At 62.7% G+C, this 17622-nt stretch carries 16 protein-coding genes; 2 read left to right on the forward strand and 14 right to left on the reverse strand.

All coding sequences use genetic code 11. The features are described from left to right. Window positions 1–39: 39 nt before the first annotated feature. The 3 genes from AC1DYR_RS14490 to AC1DYR_RS14500 all read right to left on the reverse strand — a co-directional run bounded on the left by AC1DYR_RS14490 (window position 40) and on the right by AC1DYR_RS14500 (window position 3553). Complete coding sequence (locus tag AC1DYR_RS14490) at window positions 40–498, reverse strand: Lrp/AsnC family transcriptional regulator (RefSeq protein WP_092132085.1); 459 nt, start codon at window positions 496–498, stop codon at window positions 40–42. A gap of 203 nt (window positions 499–701) precedes the next feature. Continuing rightward, entirely contained in the window at window positions 702–2831 is a 2130-nt protein-coding gene (locus tag AC1DYR_RS14495; protein ID WP_477705691.1) for a sensor histidine kinase, read from the reverse strand. Next, entirely contained in the window at window positions 2828–3553 is a 726-nt protein-coding gene (locus tag AC1DYR_RS14500) for a response regulator transcription factor (RefSeq protein ID WP_477705692.1), read from the reverse strand. The genes AC1DYR_RS14495 and AC1DYR_RS14500 overlap by 4 nt, the downstream gene beginning before the upstream one ends. A gap of 208 nt (window positions 3554–3761) precedes the next feature. Here AC1DYR_RS14500 and AC1DYR_RS14505 point away from each other — a divergent pair, with 208 nt between their 5' ends. Together AC1DYR_RS14505 and AC1DYR_RS14510 are read left to right on the forward strand one after the other, a co-directional pair. Next, window positions 3762–5042: an SPFH domain-containing protein gene (locus tag AC1DYR_RS14505; protein WP_477705693.1), complete on the forward strand. Its 1281-nt coding sequence runs from the start codon at window positions 3762–3764 to the stop codon at window positions 5040–5042. Further along, window positions 5042–6466, forward strand: coding sequence for a hypothetical protein (locus tag AC1DYR_RS14510; RefSeq protein WP_477705694.1), 1425 nt, complete (start codon window positions 5042–5044; stop codon window positions 6464–6466). Before AC1DYR_RS14505 ends, AC1DYR_RS14510 begins: the two co-directional genes overlap by 1 nt. Before the next feature lie 32 nt (window positions 6467–6498). Here the strand turns inward: AC1DYR_RS14510 and AC1DYR_RS14515 are convergent, their stop codons facing one another. From AC1DYR_RS14515 to AC1DYR_RS14565, 11 genes are all read right to left on the reverse strand, one after another. Further along, complete coding sequence (locus AC1DYR_RS14515) at window positions 6499–7641, reverse strand: AAA family ATPase (protein ID WP_477705695.1); 1143 nt, start codon at window positions 7639–7641, stop codon at window positions 6499–6501. Next, entirely contained in the window at window positions 7638–8546 is a 909-nt protein-coding gene (locus tag AC1DYR_RS14520) for an RNA ligase family protein (protein WP_477705696.1), read from the reverse strand. Before AC1DYR_RS14520 ends, AC1DYR_RS14515 begins: the two co-directional genes overlap by 4 nt. Window positions 8547–8866: 320 nt before the next feature. After that, window positions 8867–9724 carry a creatininase family protein gene (locus AC1DYR_RS14525; protein WP_477705697.1) on the reverse strand — a complete coding sequence of 286 codons (858 nt, stop codon included), beginning with the start codon at window positions 9722–9724 and terminating at the stop codon, window positions 8867–8869. A 159-nt stretch (window positions 9725–9883) separates the two neighbouring features. After that, on the reverse strand, window positions 9884–11752 hold the full coding sequence (locus AC1DYR_RS14530; protein ID WP_477705698.1) for a potassium transporter Kup: 1869 nt from the start codon (window positions 11750–11752) through the stop codon (window positions 9884–9886). Window positions 11753–12173: 421 nt separating this feature from the next. Then, entirely contained in the window at window positions 12174–13469 is a 1296-nt protein-coding gene (gene gshA, locus AC1DYR_RS14535) for a glutamate--cysteine ligase (protein WP_477705699.1), read from the reverse strand. Continuing rightward, window positions 13442–13624 (reverse strand): hypothetical protein, encoded by a 183-nt coding sequence (locus tag AC1DYR_RS14540; protein WP_477705700.1) that lies wholly within the window; start codon window positions 13622–13624, stop codon window positions 13442–13444. Before AC1DYR_RS14540 ends, gshA begins: the two co-directional genes overlap by 28 nt. 138 nt (window positions 13625–13762) lie before the next feature. Continuing rightward, window positions 13763–14506, reverse strand: a complete 744-nt coding sequence (locus AC1DYR_RS14545; protein WP_477705701.1) for an FkbM family methyltransferase — start codon at window positions 14504–14506, stop codon at window positions 13763–13765. 86 nt (window positions 14507–14592) lie between these two features. Then, window positions 14593–15903: a glutamate-5-semialdehyde dehydrogenase gene (locus AC1DYR_RS14550; protein WP_477705702.1), complete on the reverse strand. Its 1311-nt coding sequence runs from the start codon at window positions 15901–15903 to the stop codon at window positions 14593–14595. A gap of 33 nt (window positions 15904–15936) precedes the next feature. Further along, window positions 15937–16506 carry a hemerythrin domain-containing protein gene (locus AC1DYR_RS14555; protein ID WP_477705703.1) on the reverse strand — a complete coding sequence of 190 codons (570 nt, stop codon included), beginning with the start codon at window positions 16504–16506 and terminating at the stop codon, window positions 15937–15939. A gap of 10 nt (window positions 16507–16516) precedes the next feature. Beyond that, window positions 16517–16921: a ribonucleotide reductase subunit alpha gene (locus AC1DYR_RS14560; protein WP_477668754.1), complete on the reverse strand. Its 405-nt coding sequence runs from the start codon at window positions 16919–16921 to the stop codon at window positions 16517–16519. A gap of 21 nt (window positions 16922–16942) precedes the next feature. After that, window positions 16943–17614, reverse strand: a complete 672-nt coding sequence (locus tag AC1DYR_RS14565) for a nitroreductase family protein (RefSeq protein ID WP_477705704.1) — start codon at window positions 17612–17614, stop codon at window positions 16943–16945. Window positions 17615–17622: the final 8 nt, after the last annotated feature.

The raw sequence follows: 17622 nt of genomic DNA on the forward strand, positions 1-17622 counted from the left end.
GCCCCACCGGCCGCTGTCAGCGCTGACCTTCCCCCTGGCTCAGCCGGGCAACAGCGGCAGGTCGGCCTTCTTCAGCGTGCGCAGCACAAAGCTCGACTTGCTGTGGCGTATGCCCTTGATCTTGTAGAGCCGCTCGCGCAGCAGGCGCTCGTAGTCCTTTGTGTCGTGGACCGCGATGCGCAGCAGGTAGTCGTACTCGCCGGACACCAGATAAGCCTCTATCACCTCGGGAATCGCCGCCAGCGTCTCGCCGAATTTCTCCAGCGTGTTGTCGGAATGGCTATCCAGCGTGACCTGCACCATCACCGTGTCGCCCAGGCCCAGCGCCTGCGCATTGAGCCGCACGGTGTAGCCCTCGATCACGCCGGCTTCCTCCATCTTCTTGATGCGGCCCCAGCAGGGCGAGGGGCTCAGGCCCACGGCCTGGCCGATGTCTTGCAGGCTGGTGCGCGCGTCGGCCTGCAAAACCTGAAGGATTTTCCGGTCTAAAGTATCCATTCAGGTAATTTATCTGAAATTTCCAGTTTCACAGATTTTTTATCTGTTTATGGGAAATTCAGCAGCAAATCAGGCAAATTATTCGGCCCCACCCGGGAGATACTTTCTTCCATGGCAGCGGGCTTATCGGTCCGTCTGGCAAGACAAAGCCTCCAGCGAGTTACCGCTTTCTGGGGGCCTTGATTTTTATGGTGTGGAATGGATCAGGTCGCGCACTGCAGGCGCAACTCCAGGCAAACGCCGCCGTCCCGGTTGTGCGCGGTGATGGTGCCGCCCATCTTGGCCATATAGGTTTTGGCAACAAACAGGCCCTGCCCGCGCTGACCTGCTGCGCCCGTGTCGGGCTGGTCAGACACGCCATATTCGAAAACCTTGTCCAGCAGGCCGGCCTCGATCTGCGGGCCCAGGTTGCTGATGGTGATGAGCGCCTCGGGCGCAGTGCCTTCCTGCGCCTGCTGTGACAGCGTGATGCGGATCAGGCTGCCGGGCAAACGGTACCGATCGGCATTGCGCAGCACATGCGACACGACATCTTCCAGCGAATACTCGTCGGCGCGCACCCTGACCGGCAGGGCCAGCGGATCAAAGGCCACACCAGGAATGCCCGCGGCCGCGGCGTTGCGCGCCACATGGCTCAGAAACTCATTGGCGTCCAGCGTCTGCACATTGAGCGCGGTGGATTCAAAGGCTTCGCTGGGCGACGCGCTGCCGTAGAGCACGCGCACGGCCTGCTGCATGCGGCTGATGTAGCGGTGCGCCGGGTCGTCGGCGCTTCCGTGCAGCACCATGAGCGATTGCAGGGGCGACATGATTTCATGGCCTACCGCGTGCCAGGTGTCTTTTTCCTGGGCGACCCGAATCTGCTCGCGGCGCACGTCTTCATTGACGCGCTGCAGCAGGTCTTGCAAGCCACCGGCCAGCACACCCAGCTCGTCGCCGCCACGCAGGTCGGCCAGGTCAACCGTTGCCAGGTTGTCGCTGGCACGCACGCCCTTGGACACGGTGGCGGCGCGGCGGGTGAGTTCGGTGATGCGGCGGATGATGCGCAGCTCAATCGCCAGCCAGGTCACAAAGATGGCCAGCAGCATGCCGCCCACAAACCAGGACACGCGGGTGGCCACGGCCGTGAGGGCCTTGTTGACACTGCGAATGTCACCGGTCAGCGAGAGTTCATAACGCCCGAGCGGCGTACTGATGATGTCGGCGCTCGTGACGGGTGCGTCATAACCATCGACTTGCAGCCGGCGTATCAACCAGGCAATCAGCGGCGAGGATCGCTCCGTCGTCTCCGCGCCGGACAGCGACACGACGTCCGGGCTGGCACCCGCGCTGCCCAGCCTGCGGATGCGCAGCTTCTCGCCGGGCAACAGCAAAGGGGTCAGCTCAGACCATGAAAAAGGTGCGGTGGCGCCCCCGGCATTGCTGTCGAACAGGGGCTTTCCCTCGCCGGGGGCCAGCATTTCCACCTGCACCTTGATCTGGTCCAGGTCAGCCGGCGGCCAGACGATGCCCGCAGGCCCTTTGGCAAACAGGGCTTCGCGAAACAGCTCAACCGGCAGGCGCACGCTGACAAAGGCACGCCGGGCACAACCCGGATCTGCCGCCAGCGTACCGTCCGCGCAGCGGCTGTCTTGCCAAAGCCAGCCGCGAAAGTCGCGCACGGGCCGGCTGGCCGGCGTGATCGGGCCCTCATCGGCAAAGCCCACCAGCCGGCCCCTGGCATTGGCAAAAGGCGAGGCGTTGCGGCCCTCGTCCATCGCGTGCATGGCCTGGAAAGGCGCGATCCAGCGGTAGCGCTGCCCGCGCATGTCGACCGTGATGCGGGCGCGATGCGCCTGGCTTAAATCCAGCGTTCCGGAGGTGTGCGACACCAGGGGTCCGCTGTTGAAGCTGCCGACGGCATAGAGAAAACCGCCGGCAAAGGGGTTGTTGCCGACGGCCACGCACATCGACGCCGCATCGGGGTATTGCACCAGGCAGCCGGCCATCTCCACTGCCTGCTGGGCCTTGTTGCGATCGTCGAAATCAAGGGCCGAAAAAGGTAGCACCAGCGGGCGCAGCGGCGTCACCTCATGCTCGTAGGCCGTGGGGTTGAGCAGCACCAGCTGGCCCGTGGGATGGCGCAGCTTGGCGGCGATCTGCGCCTGGTTCTTGCGAAAGCCGTCCTGGTAATTTCGGTAGCTGCGCTCCTTTTCGTCTTGCAACACGGCGATAGCCAGGGCGACGGTGGCCATCGCCAGCAGAAAAAAAGCGCCGCGAAAAAATACGCGCAGGCCGAAGGGCACGCGCGCCGGCAGCAGGCGCTCAACATCCAGTCGGGTGGGCAGCTTCACGCCTTGCCTCTGCCGCGCGGGGGCTCCGGCGCCTCGGCCCAGCGAAAGCCGCGCATCGGGATGTTTTCAATGCCGTCAAAGGCCGCATCGATTTCCTTGAACGCGTCGCGAATCGTGCTGACGTGCTTGCGAATGTTGTCGCGGTTGCGGCCGCTCTTGACCACCTGGTAGAGGTCGTCGTAACTCACGACCTCGCCGCGGCGCGCGTGCAGCGCCGCCAGGATGCGTTGCGCCGTCAGCGGCAGGTTCACGCGCTGGCCGCGCCAGATGGCGGTGTTCTGGCGCAGCGGGTCCAGCTGCAGTTCCTGGCTGTCGCCGGCTGGCGCCCTGCCTAGGGGTTTGGCCTTGGCGGTTCGCAGGATGTCCAGGAAAGTCTCGATGAAGTCGGCCTCCTCAAACGTGGTTTTTTGCAGGTAGTCCCAGGCGTCCAGGGCTTTCATGATGCTGCGGTAGATGGCGGCCGGCATGGCGGACACCACCAGCACGGGCGTGCCCTGCCGCTGCTTGTTGATGGCGTTGATGATGGCCACGCCGGCATGGCGTTCACGCCCCAGTTCGATGTCCAGCACCACCGCGTCATAGCCCTCGCGGGCGATGGCGGCTTCCGCGTCGTCACGGTTGAACCACTGGTCGACCTGGATGCCCGGACGGGCCGATTCAATCCAGCCCTTGAGCTGATTGCTCATGGGCAGGTCATCTTCGATTACGGCAATTTTGGTCATGAGGCCTCAAGAGGATGGGGTGCCGCCATTATGGGTGTGGCCTGCGCCAGGCCGTGTGAGTGTTTCTTCCGTTGGCGGAGGGTAGCTGCCGCCAAACCGCGCAAAGACACCGCGCAGGCGCATTGAATGCTCCGGGCCCGATTCGAACAATGGAGGCCAGAGAAAGCGCAACCCGCGCCTCTCGCCAAACCAACCGGAGGAGCCCATCATGAACCCACGCCTTAGCCGTATTTCCCTGCGCATCCGCGCCATCTTTTCCAGAGGGGTGCGCAGCACCCGCCGTATCGCTTCCACAGGGGTGCAGCGCGCCGCCAGCGCCAGCGGCCTGATGATCGCCACCGCCGCGGCGGGCGCGGTCGGCTACCTGCTGTGGGTGCACCCTCCCATGGAGTCGGTGGCGCGCGGCGACGTGGCGATCCGCACCAACCAGCTGACCGGCGGCGTCGACGAATTCCGCGAAGGTTCCCTGCTGCTGCTGCCCGGCCTGCACGAAGTGCGTACCTTCTCGCTGCGCGACCAGGTCTATCGCCCCGAAGGCAGCAGCCGGGCCGACGGCCCCTCGCCCTTCCAGTCGGTCGAAGGCATGTCGCTGGGCGTGGACCTGACGGTGCGTTATGCGCTGGACCCGGCCAAGGTGAATGCGCTGTCGAAAAACCTGCCCGACGACATCGCCGGCCAGATCGTGCAGCCGGCCGTGCAAGGCGTGATCTACAAGACCTTCACCCGCTACACCGTGCGGGAGATCTTCTCAAGCAAGCGTGCCGAGATCCAGCAGCTTATCGAAGCTGAACTCAAACCCAAACTCGCAGCCGACGGCATTTTGCTGCGCACGGTGCAGATGGGCAAGGTGGACCTGCCGGCGGACTATCGCCAGGGCATGGACAAGCTGCTGGCCGAGGAGCTTGCGACAGAAAAGATGCGCTACACGCTGGCGCTGAAGGAAAAGCGCGTGAAGGAAACCGAGCTGGATGCGATGGCCGAAAAAGTGCGCCGCGAAACCAACGCGCAAGCCGCCGCCAGCGAACAGGTGATTGCAGCCAAAGCGCAGGAAGAGGCCATGAAGCATGTCCTGCCCTTCAAGCAAAAGCAGATCGAGCAACGCCAGCTCGAAGCTGAAGCCGACAAGCAGTCCCGCATCCGCACAGCCGAGGGCAGCGCGCAGGCCAGGCGCATCGAAGCCTCGGGCGAAGCGGATTCGCGCCAGAAACTGGCGGATGCCGAAGCCTACCGGCTGGACCGCGTAGGCAAGATCAACAGCGAGCAGATGGCGCGCGAAGGCGTGCTGATCACGCGGCACCCGCTGCTGATCCAGAAAACCATGGCCGACAAGCTCAGCGACAAGATCACCGTGATCATTGCCCCGCCGTCCACCGACGGCGGCTTTGTGGGCGCCGGCTTGCTGGGCGGCGCGCCCAGGGGCCGTGCCGTAGCGCAAGCTCCCCGCGGCGCCGGCACGCAAGACAGCCAGGACAACCAGGAAGCCGAATAATGATTACCACCGCACTCCTCACGCTGGCCATCGTGACACAAGACCAGGCCACACTGCGCGCCGCACCGCGCGATTCGGCTGCACAGCAGGCGGCGTTGTGGCAAGGCGACACGCTCGAGATTCGCGGCCAGCGCATGGATTATTTGCAGGTCTATGACCACCGGCGGGAGCGCGCGGGTTTTGTCCACGTGAGCCAGGTGCGCACTGTCTCGCTGCAGCCCGAGGACGCGCCACAGCTCCTCTCGGTGGTGCGCTTCCTGCGCGAAAGCCCGGGCGCTGAAGCCCTGGGCATTGCGTACACGGCCGCTTACCTCAAGGCCGCGCCGGCAGACGCCATAGGCGCGGAAGCCTTTGATGCGTTGGGCACCATGGCCGAACGCCTGGCGCGCCGCGCCTCCATGAAGCACGGCAAGGCCACCAGCGACGTGATCTCTGCGCACATGGAAGTGGCCACCTTTTATGGCGTGAACTTCAAGGGTTATGAGCAGAACGGAAGCATGCAGCTTTGCTACAACGGCGAAGCCTTTCGCCGCGTGCTGGCGCTGCCATCCGACGCCGAGCAGCGCGCACGTGCCGCACTGGCTGTGACCCGCCCTGACTGCATGAGCCCCGACCTGCACCCGCAGGACCGCTTCACGCAAGACCAGTGGCGCGCCGAAGTGCTGGACAAGGTCAGCGCCGTGCAGTTCGCCCAGTTGCCTGAAGTCAGCAAAAACCGTTTGCGCCTGCGCCGTGCCGGCGTGCACGCCAGCCTGGCGTTCGAGCAGGCGCGCCGGGCCGAAGCACCCACGGCAGCCGCCCAGCGTGCCCTGGCGGAACTCGCGGCGGTGAACAAGCTGGAGCTGACGGACAACGACAGGCAGGATTACAACGACGCGGCGATTCGCGTGGGCGCCTCGCGATGGGGTGCTGAAACCGCGCTTCCCCGCTTCACCAGACTGACGGTAGCCACCGAGACGGGCCAGGCCGGCGAAACCTGCGTGGCGCTGTATGAAAACAAGGCCGACGGCAAACCCGGCAAGGAGGCCGTGGCCAGGCGCTGCACCTACGGCATCGTGTGGGCCGCGTCCGCCAGCGCCCACCCGGATGGCCAGGCCCTGGCGCTCGCGGTGCAGCCGCTGGACGCCTGGCGCGAGCTGTGGGTGTTTCGCAAGAAATCCGGGCAATGGACGATTGAGGTGCTGCCGCCCGCCAGCAACGGCCCCGAATTGGGCTATGTGGAATTTGCCGGCTGGGTGCGCGGCACGCCTCACATGCTGCTGGCCCGCGAGACCCGCATTGCCGGGCGCCTGCGCCGCAGCTTCGAGGTGGCGCGCATGGACAGCTTGACGGCCGAGAAACAGGCCGGTGACCCGTCGCTGCTGGTGGCCTTCGGCAAATGGCAGGACGCGGGCTGGAAGAAACAGACGGTCAGCTTGCGGTGAAGCATGCCGACCAGGCGCCCCTCAGGGTTCGGTCAAGACTCCACCTGATAAGTCACGGTATGCGCCTCCCAGGGAAGGGGTATTTCCCAGCGATGCAGCATGCGCGACAAGGCCGTGTTCGACAGCGTGGAGTCCCTTTTCTGGTTGCGCGAGAAGACGGCATGCACGGGCGCTTCCAGGTAAACCAGCCGAACCTCCGCTTCATAGGCATAGAGGAGGTCCAGTGTCTTGCTGCGCATTTGCTCGCTCAGGTGGGTAGCGTTCCACACAAACGACTTTTTCTGCCGCAGCAGGCCCTTGGCCTTGTCTATCGCCCAATGCGCCGCCATGCCATCGTTCTCGCCGTGCTTCAATCCCAATGCCTGCTTCGCGTCGTCAAAGGACACCACGTCGAGCCCGGGCGCATGGGCCCGGACCCAGGTGTCTTTTCCGGATGCCGGCAAGCCGCTCAACACCGTCACGGACGATCCTGCAGGCTGGAAGAGCGCGCTGTCGAGGTGGATCTGAGCACCGCGCGCGTAGTGCAGCCTGGTGTGCGCTGAGGCCGCCTGCCGGGGCTGGTCCAGGCATCCGTCCTCACGTGCAAGCTCTTCGAATAGATCGATGTCGTCGAGCCGGGCCTGCTGGTCCACGCAGATACGTCCCTGCATGTCGGCACGCGCCACGCAGATCAGGTCTGCCAGGCAAACGCCCCAGGACAATTTTCGCGCGATGAACTCGGGTGCTTCTCCGCGCCGGGAATCAAAGGCGTAAAACGGCACCTGGTGGGCGGCGATGATGCGGCAAACGGCTTCGCGGGCGTCGAAGGGGAAACCGGCCTCCCACAGCAGGGCGCGCACATCTACGGCACCCCGCCTGGAATGCCCGGGTTGCCCGATATCGCCGGTGACTGGATCGGTGACCGTGGTCTCCGGCTTGCACAGGTCGTGCAACAGCGCCGACAAAAACAGCACTTCACGCCTGCCGGCATCCGCGCTGCGATAGTGCGCGGAGTCCAGCAGGCAGTCCAGCACCATGCGGGTATGGATGCCCACATTGCCTTCTGCGTGGTAGCGGCTGCTCTGCGGCGTGGTTTCCAGCCTGCGCAACCGGGGGAATACGTCGCAGCACTCAGCCCAGTCGTAGGTCTTCCCGTCGCCCTGCGGACACAAGGACTGGATTTGCAAGTAGTTCATGACCAGGTCTCCTGCTCCCAGGTGCCGGCTTCAGGCCTGCCTGCTTCTGGCCAGCCGACGGCTGGCAACGGCGCAAACAGGTCCACGCCTTCCGCCAGGCCATTGGGCACGATGGGCCGCGTGCTGTGATGTGAGCCGGAGTCCAGGATGGTCTGCACAAAGTCGGGCCTTACCCATTTGAAGCGCGCCAGCACCTGCTGCGCGTCTTCCAGCTTGATGTAAAGCCCTTCCGCCTGATCCGACTTGTCGGTCCGCTTCCAGCACAAGTCGAGGTCGAGTCTCTGACGGTGCACTGTGCTTTCCAGCGCTTGCCGCCACGCTGGACTCTTGGCCAGGGACCGGCGCATCATCGCCGGGAAAGCCTTTGCGCGGATGGGCAACAGGCCTTCGTGCAGAACCGGCACGCTTACCACGGGCGAACCTGCCAGCAACGCGCGCCGGCGGGGTGTGCTCAGGAACAGCTGTTCATGCTTGTCGAAAATGTCGAACTCGCAGAAGTAGTGAGGCAACTGGTCGTAGCTGACCGAGTGTTTGGCGTACAGCCATTCGCCGTACATCACATAGCGGTCTTCCAGCAAGGTGAGCAGGCGGTCCTCCTGCGCATGAACCCATTGCCGGAACGGCGCGAACTGCCGCTCGCGGCTGCTCCCCGTGAGGTAATGGCCGCGCGACTGCAACAGCAACTGGCCCGCAGAGGAAAACGAAACCGCGGCGTTGGCGCCGTCGAGTTTTTCTTCAAAGACGGCGTGCCGGCCTTTCAGCGACGCGAGCGGAGTGTGATCCTGCCCTTCATCGCCAGGCTGCAGGCGTGAGCCTTCTATGTGCGGTGTGCGCGGGTATTTGAGGATGTCCAGCGACTGGACAGGGGTGTTGCCGTCAAGGGGCAACGAGAAAGATGCAGACATGGTCGTCTCCTGGTTCAGTGGAATGAACCGACGACGTGCTTGCGCGCTGCGGGGCGGGAGGGTGGCATGCGCCGCAATGGCATTGGCGGCATGGGCACGTCCGGCTTCGGCGGCGGCCTGCTCATGTGACCGGGAGTGAGCGGCTGATGGAATCAGTCCATTGGCCTGAGCGGGTGGCGGGCGTCGGTTAAAGGATGGCGACGATGAAAAACACGTGAACTCCGTGAAGGTGCGGTGAAAGGAAAGCCGTGGAGTTTAAGCAAAACAGGCCCTGCCCGCGAGATCGGGAAGCGAAAGATGGCGTCAAAACAACACCCTGATCAGCCTGGTTCAACTTGGTTCGGCGTGTGGAGGCGCAAGGTATCCGCCGGTAGCTGATCGATCTCCCCCAGCAGTTGCGCCAGGCTGCGGCCCGCGGCACCCAGCACCGCGCGGCCCTTTTCCGCTGTGGCCGCAGCCGCATTGCCAACGGCGCCTTGCGAGTTGTAGTCCTGCATCTGCCAGGCCAGCTTGGCGCTGCGGCCGTCACCCAGGATGCTGAACTTCGCCGCCCTGTCCTGCGAAGTGGAGTGAAAGTTCTGCGCCTTGGCCATGTCGACCTGATCCGGCTTGAGCGCCAGCATCATGGAGGTTTCGATCTCGCCGGCGTGGATGCCGAAGCGGTGCTCTTCGGCACTGAACAAATCATTCACGGACTTGCCATCCTCACCTGTGAGCGGCAGGTTAAACCAGTTCACGCTGTAGACCAGCATGCCCAGCCGGGCCCGCAGGTCGCGCGCCACTACATCAAGCAGGCCAACCTGGCCGCCGTGCGAATTGAGCAGCACCAGTTTCCTGACACCCGTTTGCGCAACGGATTCGGCCAGCTCGGTCCAGAGCCGGATCACGGTCTCGGCCTTCAGCGACAGTGTTCCGGCGAAGCGGGTGTGCTCAGGGCTGAAGCCCACGGATTGGGTTGGCAAGAACAGCACCGGTTGTGCAGCGGGCAAATGCGGCAAGGCGGCTGCAATCACGCCATCCACCAACGTCGCATCCACATTGAGCGGCAGGTGCGGGCCATGTTGTTCAATCGCGGCCACCGGCAGCACTGCGATGCAGCGGGCCAAATCCCAGTCGGCAAAGTCAGGGCTCTTCAAGTCGGACCAGAAGCGTGTGGGGTTGGCGGCTTTGAGAGTCATGACGGTATTTTCAGCGATCTGGGTGCCGGCGTCAGCAGCCGGTGCCAGGCCACGGTTTGAGCAGTTTGCACGGCCAGGGAAGGGGCACATACGCTATCAATTCAATAGCTTCCCGCGCTTGTTCCTATTGGCTCTGAGGGCCAATTCTCATACAGATACTCAGATCTCGATCTTGCTGCCCAGCTCCACCACGGAGTTGTTCGGCAGGTTCAGGAAGTCGGCGGCACCGCTGGCGTTGTGGTGCATCTGCGCAAACAGCTTCTCACGCCAGGGCGCCATGCCGCTGCCGATGGTCGGGATCACCGTGTCGCGCGAGAGGAAATAGCTGGTCGTCATCGACTCCAGCTCGCAGCCGCGGCCCTTGATCTGCTGCAGCGCTTTGGGCAGGTCCAGGTCGTTCTTGAAGCCGTAATGCACGTTGACCTGCCAGCAGTCGTGGCCCAGTGATTCGATTTCCAGGCGCTTGTTCATGCCGATCCACGGGATCTCATGGTTGCGCACCGTCACGAACAGGTTCTGCTCATGCAGCACCTTGTTGTGCTTGAGGTTGTGCAGCAGCGCATTGGGCACGCTGCCGGGTTCGGCCGTCAGGAATACGGCTGTGCCTTCGACACGGGCCGGCGGGCTGACGAAGACGGCGTCCAGGAAGCTGGGTAAATCGATCGCATCGGCTCGCAGCTTTTCATTGAGCAGGTGCCGGCCTTCCTTCCAGGTGATCATCAGCGTGAAGACCGCGCCCCCAATCACCAGCGGGAACCAGCCGCCCGCAAACAGCTTCATGAGGTTGGAAGCGAAGAACGCGAAGTCAACGACAAAGAAAACGCCGGTGGCGGCGATGCACAGGCTCAGCGGGTATTTCCAGCCGTAGCGGATCACGTAGAAAGTCAGGATGGTGGTGATCAGCATGTCGGTGCACACCGCAATGCCGTAAGCGGCCGCCAGGTTGCTGGAGGAGCGGAACATCACCACCGCAAGCACGATGGTGATAAAGAGGCCCCAGTTGACGAAAGGCATGTAGATCTGGCCGGTGTCCCGCACGCTGGTGTGCTGGATGTTGAGGCGCGGCAGATAGCCCATCTGGATGGCCTGCTTGGTCACGCTGAAGGCGCCGGTGATCAGCGCCTGCGAGGCAATGACGGTGGCCATGGTGGCCAGGCCCACCAGCGGCAGCAGCGCCCACTCGGGCGCCATCAGGAAAAACGGGTTCTTCACCGCGGCAGGGTTGCCGATAAGCAGCGCGCCCTGGCCGAAATAATTAAGCACCAGCGAAGGCATGACCACGGAAAACCACGCCAGGCGAATCGGCTTTTTGCCGAAGTGGCCCAAGTCGGCGTAAAGCGCCTCCGCGCCCGTCACGCACAGCACGACCGCGCCCAGGATGATGAAGGTGGTGCCCGGGTTGTTCCACATGAACATCACCGCATAGTGCGGGCTGAGCGCCACCAGGATGTGGGGGTTGGTGGCGATCTGCGAGATGCCCAGCAACGCCAGCACGCCGAACCAGACCAGTGTGATGGGCCCGAAGAATTTGCCGATGCCGGCCGTGCCGTGCTTCTGCACCGCAAAAAGGGCAAACAAAATGACCAGGGTGATCGGGATCACGCCCTGCTTGAAGGCTGGCGAGACGACCTCCAGGCCTTCAACGGCCGACAGGACCGAAATCGCCGGGGTGATGACGCCGTCGCCATAGAACAGGGATGTGCCGAAGATGCCGACGATCAGCAGGGTTTTGCGCAGCTGGGGCCGGTCTTTCACCGCGGTAGAAGCCAGCGCCAGCATGGCGATCAGGCCGCCTTCGCCGTTGTTGTCGGCGCGCAGCACCAGCGCCACATACTTGATCGAGACAATGACGGTCAGCGTCCAGAAGAAGATAGACAGGATGCCGTAGACGTTGTCGGGGGTAAAGGGAACATGCCCGGAACCGAAAACTTCCTTGACGGCATACAGGACGCTGGTTCCGATGTCGCCGTAGACGACACCAATGGCGCCCAGGGTGAGCGCCGCGAGTGATGATTTTTTACTGGACACAAAAACTTCCCGTCTTTGCACTCGGCCCGTTCAAGCGGGTCCAAAGCGGCGGGAATGGTTACCTTTGGGAACGCTATTTTGCGCCCAGGTACCCGGCTTGCAAGTCGGCGGACACCCCTAAATCCAACTAATCCCGATTTTGTTGCACCGCAACAACTTGTAACAAAGCGGGCCCACGGGTACCAGGGAAGCCGGCGCAGACAGGCGAATTGTGGGTGCTACTTTTTTAATAGCTGCTTGCGCACGGCCTGCTTGGGCTAGAGGCCTAAAAGACTCCTAATTCGGGCCGTTTCGGGGGATACAAGCTCCCCGACTTTCAGAGCGGCCGCAGGCAGGCCGGCTTTGCCGGATGCCTTGCGGCGTCCCCTGCAAGGGGAAACGGCACTACACAAAGCGTAGCGAAGTGAGAACGATAGGGGTGTTAGTCATACACCTCGGCGTCCGGGTCGGTGGCTTCGAGTTCATAGCTCGCAGCAAGCATCGCCAGTCGGGCGATCACGCCATACATATAGAAGCGGTTGGGGCTGCTGGAGCCGGGCTTCTCGCCGGGCTGCGGCAGGCGGCCGCTGTCGGCAAAGGCCAGCGGCACAAAGCTGGCGCCGGGCGCGTTGAGGTTTTCGTCCACGCCGCGTTCGGCATGCACGCGGTAAAAGCCGCCCACCACGTAGCGGTCCATCATGTAGACCACGGGCTCGGCCACGGCGTCATTGACGCGCTCGTTGGTCAGCACGCCTTCCTGGATGATCACTTCGGACAGCGGCTGACCGTCTTTCGTCGTGCTCATCTTGTTTTTTGTCTTGCGGTTCAGCGCGTCCAGGTCTTTCACGTCGCGCACCGTCATGATGCCCATGCCGTAAGTGCCATTGTCGGCCTTGACGACGACAAAAGGCTTTTCGTTGATGCCGTATTCCTTGTATTTGCGCTTGATTTTGGTCAGCAGCGCATCGACGTTGGTGGTCAGGCAGTCCATGCCGGTTTCTTCAGAAAAATTGACTTCACCGCACTGGGCGTACATGGGGTTGATGAGCCAGGGGTCTATGCCCAGCAGCTTGCCGAAGCGTTTGGAAACTTCTTCGTAGGCTTTGAAGTGCCGCGACTTGCGGCGCACCGACCAGCCGGCATGCAGTGGCGGCAACAGGTACTGCTCGTTGAGGTCTTCGAGGATGCCGGGGATGCCGGCCGACAGGTCGTTGTTCAGCAGGATGGTGCAGGGGTCGAAGTCTTTCAGGCCCAGGCGGCGGTCTGTCCGGATCAATGGCTCGATCGTGATGGTCTCTCCGGTCGGCAGGTTCAGCGTAGTGGGCTCCTTGATGTCGGAGCTCAGCGAACCGAAACGCACATTGAGGCCAGCCTGGTGAAAGATGCGCTTGAGCTGCAACACGTTGGACAGGTAAAAGCTGTTGCGGGTGTGGTTCTCGGGCACGACCAGCAGGTTGCGCGCCTCGGGGCAGATTTTTTCGATCGCGGCCATGGCGGCCTGCACCGCCAGCGGCAGCATCTCGGGCGTCAGATTATTCCAGCCGCCGGGGTAGAGATTGGTGTCGACCGGGGCAAGCTTGAAGCCGGCGTTGCGGATGTCGACCGAGCTGTAAAACGGCGGCGTGTGCTCCATCCACTCCAGCCGGAACCAGCGCTCGATGGCAGGGGTGGAGTCCAGGACACGTTGTTCGAGTTCGTTGATGGGGCCGTTCAGGGCGGTGATGAGGTGCGGAACCATGCGGCCACTTTCTGCTGCGGGATGTTGTTGTCAATAGTCTGCCGGGGCTCAAAAGTCGTCGGCTGCAAATCAGCCGCAGCGGTCTGTTTTTCGCCGCTTTCTTGACCCATGTGCAGATATGGGCCTGCAAAATCGTCAAAAATTGTCCTCGCCAAGGGTCGATTTTCGCTTTTAAGACCTGAACCCGGCAGGCCCGTGTTCGGTTATATCTGACCGGATTTTAGGGATATTGGGACGGGCCGGCGGGTTACAAGGCGTGACTGGAATTTTCAAAACAGAAAAATCCGCGCAGGTCAGGGGGTCGAATCCAGACGGGCCAAGGCGGGATCTGTCAAATGGAGCGCGATGATGTTCACGCCCATAGGACGGGTCGTGTAGCCACAACGCTCCAGAAGTTGCGTCAAATCCGAGCGATTGGACTTGATGACTTCGATCACCATCATGGGTTTGTGCTTCTGCAGGGCCTGCAGTGCCCCAGTCAGTGCTTCGATCTCCATGCCCTCAATGTCAAGCTTGACGAAGTCAAGGCGTGGCAAGTCAAGGCCGTCAATAGTCATCATCCGCACTTTTTTTCCAGCAGCTTCGGAATAATCAATGTCCTGGCCGATGAACTCGTTCTGGCTCTTCTTGCGAAGTTCAAGTGACCCAAAGCTGGAAGGCTGGCCGTAATCCAGCATGGGCACAGTGATGCTGCCTTCCTGCGACCCCAAAGCCGCGTAATGGGCGGTGGCGTTAAAGCAGTTGTTCAGGGCGATATTTCCGGCGAGTGCATAAAACACCCGCTCCTGTGCTTCGAATGCAACTACTTTGCCCCATCCCTGCATGTGCCGGGCCCATTCGAGGGTGTGCACGCCAATATTGGCGCCGCCATCGATCGCTACGAGACCATCCCCGAAGAATTCGTGTCGCATGTCCAGCAACTGAAGCACGTCATCAACTTCAGCAGGATCAAAGGAGGCATATTCAAGCACCTGGTGGCCGACACCGTACCTGCCTTCAGGGGTATCTTTGTAATCATTGCGATTGACGATCATCATCCCGTGGTGAGACGCTGCCAGTACAAAGGGCAATGGGCGGCGCGTAAGTATCATGAATACAGATTCCTGTCTGTCAGGTTAAAGAATCAGGTCCTGACTTCGCCCTGCCCCAGTACCACGTACTTCAGGGAGGTGAGCCCCTCAATACCGACTGGCCCGCGCGCATGGAACTTGTCGGTGCTGATGCCAATTTCGGCGCCCAGCCCAAACTCGAATCCATCGGCGAAGCGGGTGCTCGCATTCACGATGACGCTCGCTGAATCCACCTCGCGCAAAAAGCGCTGGGCGTTGATGTGGTCGCGCGTGAGAATGGCGTCTGTGTGGTGGCTGGAGTACTGGTTGATGTGGGCGATCGCTTCGTCGATACCCGCCACCACCTTGATGCTGATGATGGGCGCGAGGTATTCCTCGTACCAGTCCTGCTCGGTGGCGTCTTTGAGGTTCGCGCCTTTAACATTAGCCAGAATGGCCTGCGATCCGGCGTCGCAGCGCATTTCAACACCTTTGGCGGCGTAAATCGCGCCGATTTTGGGTAAAAACTGCTCCGCCACGCCGCGCGCGACCAGCAAACCTTCGCTGGCATTGCAGGGGCTGTATTTTTGGGTTTTGGCGTTGTCGGCCACTTTCACCGCCATCTCGATGTCACAAGGGTCGTCGACATACACATGGCAGTTGCCGTCCAGGTGCTTGATGACCGGCACTTTGGCATCACGGCTGATGCGCTCGATCAAGCCCTTGCCGCCGCGCGGGATGATCACGTCCACATACTGCGGCATGGCGATCAAATGGCCCACGGCTTCGCGGTCGGTGGTGGGCACCAACTGCACGGTGTCGGCGGGCAGGCCGGCGGCCACCAGCGCCTGCTGCACCAGCACAGCCAGCGCCTTGTTCGATTCAATCGCCTCGGAACCGCCGCGCAAAATACAGGCGTTGCCGCTCTTGATCGCCAGCGATGCGGCTTCGATCGTCACATTGGGCCGGCTCTCGTAAATCATGCCGAACACGCCGATGGGCACGCGCATCTGGCCGACGCGGATGCCGCTGGGCTGCTCTTTCATGCCGATGATGTCTCCAATCACGTCGGGCATCACGGCAAGTTGTTCGCAGCCCACCGCCACGGTTTCGATGATTTTGGGTGTCAGTTTGAGGCGGTCAAGCATGGGCCCGGCCAGGCCGGCCGCTTTTGCGCGCTCCAGGTCCAGGGTGTTGGCTGTTTGCAATGGCCCAATCTGGCTGCGCAGCAAGCCGGCCAAGCCCAAAAGCGCTCTGTTTTTGATAGCTGCCTGCGTCCGTGCCATAAGGGCAGAAGCTACTTTTGCCCGTGAGCCCATGGCCTGCATCAGGTCCGAGACGTCGCTGCGGGCAGTCAGGGCGGTGGGGGAGTCGGGCGCGTTCATCCTGCCATTTTGCCTCTAATCATGGCCGGAGGATCAGTTGCCGGAGCGAACACCGCGGCGCTGCATCATGTCCTGACTCATGGCCTGTAAGGCTTGCGTCGTCAACACCACCTGCGCAGCGGGGTAGGCAAGACGGTCTTCGTCCGCCAGGTGCCGTTCGTACAGGCCGGCGAAGCGGTCCAGTGCGGCAGTCTGGGTCGCAGTCAGCGCAGCCTCAGCCACCGGGCTCTCGGCGATCTCGTGCAGCACGCTGCGCGCCGGGAGCCAGGCCGTGTTCATGTCCCGGTGATCCTGCAAAAGGCGCTGCACCAGGATGCGCAGGCCGGCATCCGGCCCGGCCAGCAATGGCGGGAACACATGCCGCTCTTCATCCTGGTGATGCAACGGTGCGGCAAGGTCGAAGTAGCGCATCACATCGCGCGCCGCCTGGCGCGCAGACTCGTCACGGCCGTGTTCAAGCAGGTACTGCTGCAGGCGCGCCAGCAGTACGAGCATGCGTTCCACCCGCTCATGGCAAGCGGCCAACATGTCGAAAGGCGCCTCGAGTCCGGCACCCGGTGCATGCACGCCGGGCAGGGAAGCAGGCCACGTGACCCGGCGCACCACGCCCATATCAGCCGAACTGCACGGGCTGACCCTGCGGGTCAAACGGAATAAACGCCCCGATCTGGCCCTGCTTGATGGACTCGACCATGCGCTGCAGTGGTTCTTCCGCATCTTCGGTGGTCGGCGCACGGTTCACTGAGCCCGACATGGCCGCGGCAAACACCAGGCCCCAGTTGTGGCCGAACTGGCTGGACTCCTGCACCAGGGCGGCAAACGAGCTCAGGTCCTCCGGGCGCTTGTCGACACACATCAGCGGGACCAGCGCGCCGCCCTGGCCGGCCTCAAAACGTTTACGTTGCGCCGGGGTGCTGTCCTCGGGCAACTCGACACCGGTAAATACAAACAGCAGGCGCTGCGGTTCGGGTTGCGCGCGGGCGGCCTGCAGCAGGTCGTCAAAACTCAGAATGTCCATGGCTTCATCCAGTCACAGGAATTAAAAAGAATCCGCCGGCCCGTATCCCGGTGCGGCGCTGTCGGCAGAAAGGCTGCTTACAAAATCAGCAGGCACCGGCCTCAGGCGGGCGGGCTTGCGCGACTGGACGGTGCCCATGCTGACAAAACACAGGGCATGTTCACTGCCTGCCAGGCCAAACAGCCGGCGCAGCCCCCCGGACTTCAGCGCCTTGCCGCTGGTCAGTGACGAACCATAACCCAGGGCTGTGGCCATGAGCAGCATGTTCTGCACCGCACAGCCGGCCGAGACCAGGCGTTCAGCCAGGTCGATCCCGGCATCACCACACGCGCCATCGACCACGACCAGCATGAGCAAAGGGGCACGATGCGCTTTTTCGCGCGCCTGTGCAAGCTGTTCAGGCGTGGCTTGCGCGTCGCGTTCGACCAGCGCCGCACCGAAGACCGCGGCCAGCTGCGCGCGCGCCGCTTGCGGCACCAGCACAAAACGCCAGGGCAGAAGCTGCCCATGGTCGGGTGCCGTGGCAGCGGCACGCAAGATCATGTCGAGCTGCTTCGCATCGGGACCGGGTGCTACCAGCCGCTTCGGCAAAATGGTCTGGCGCGATTGCATGAGGGCTGCAGCCAGTTGTGCCGGATCAGCGTCAACCGGGGCGACTGCGGGGGGTTGACCGGGAAAGGCAAGCAGGTTCATCTATCGCT

The organism is Polaromonas sp. P1_F9 (genome assembly GCF_056405615.1).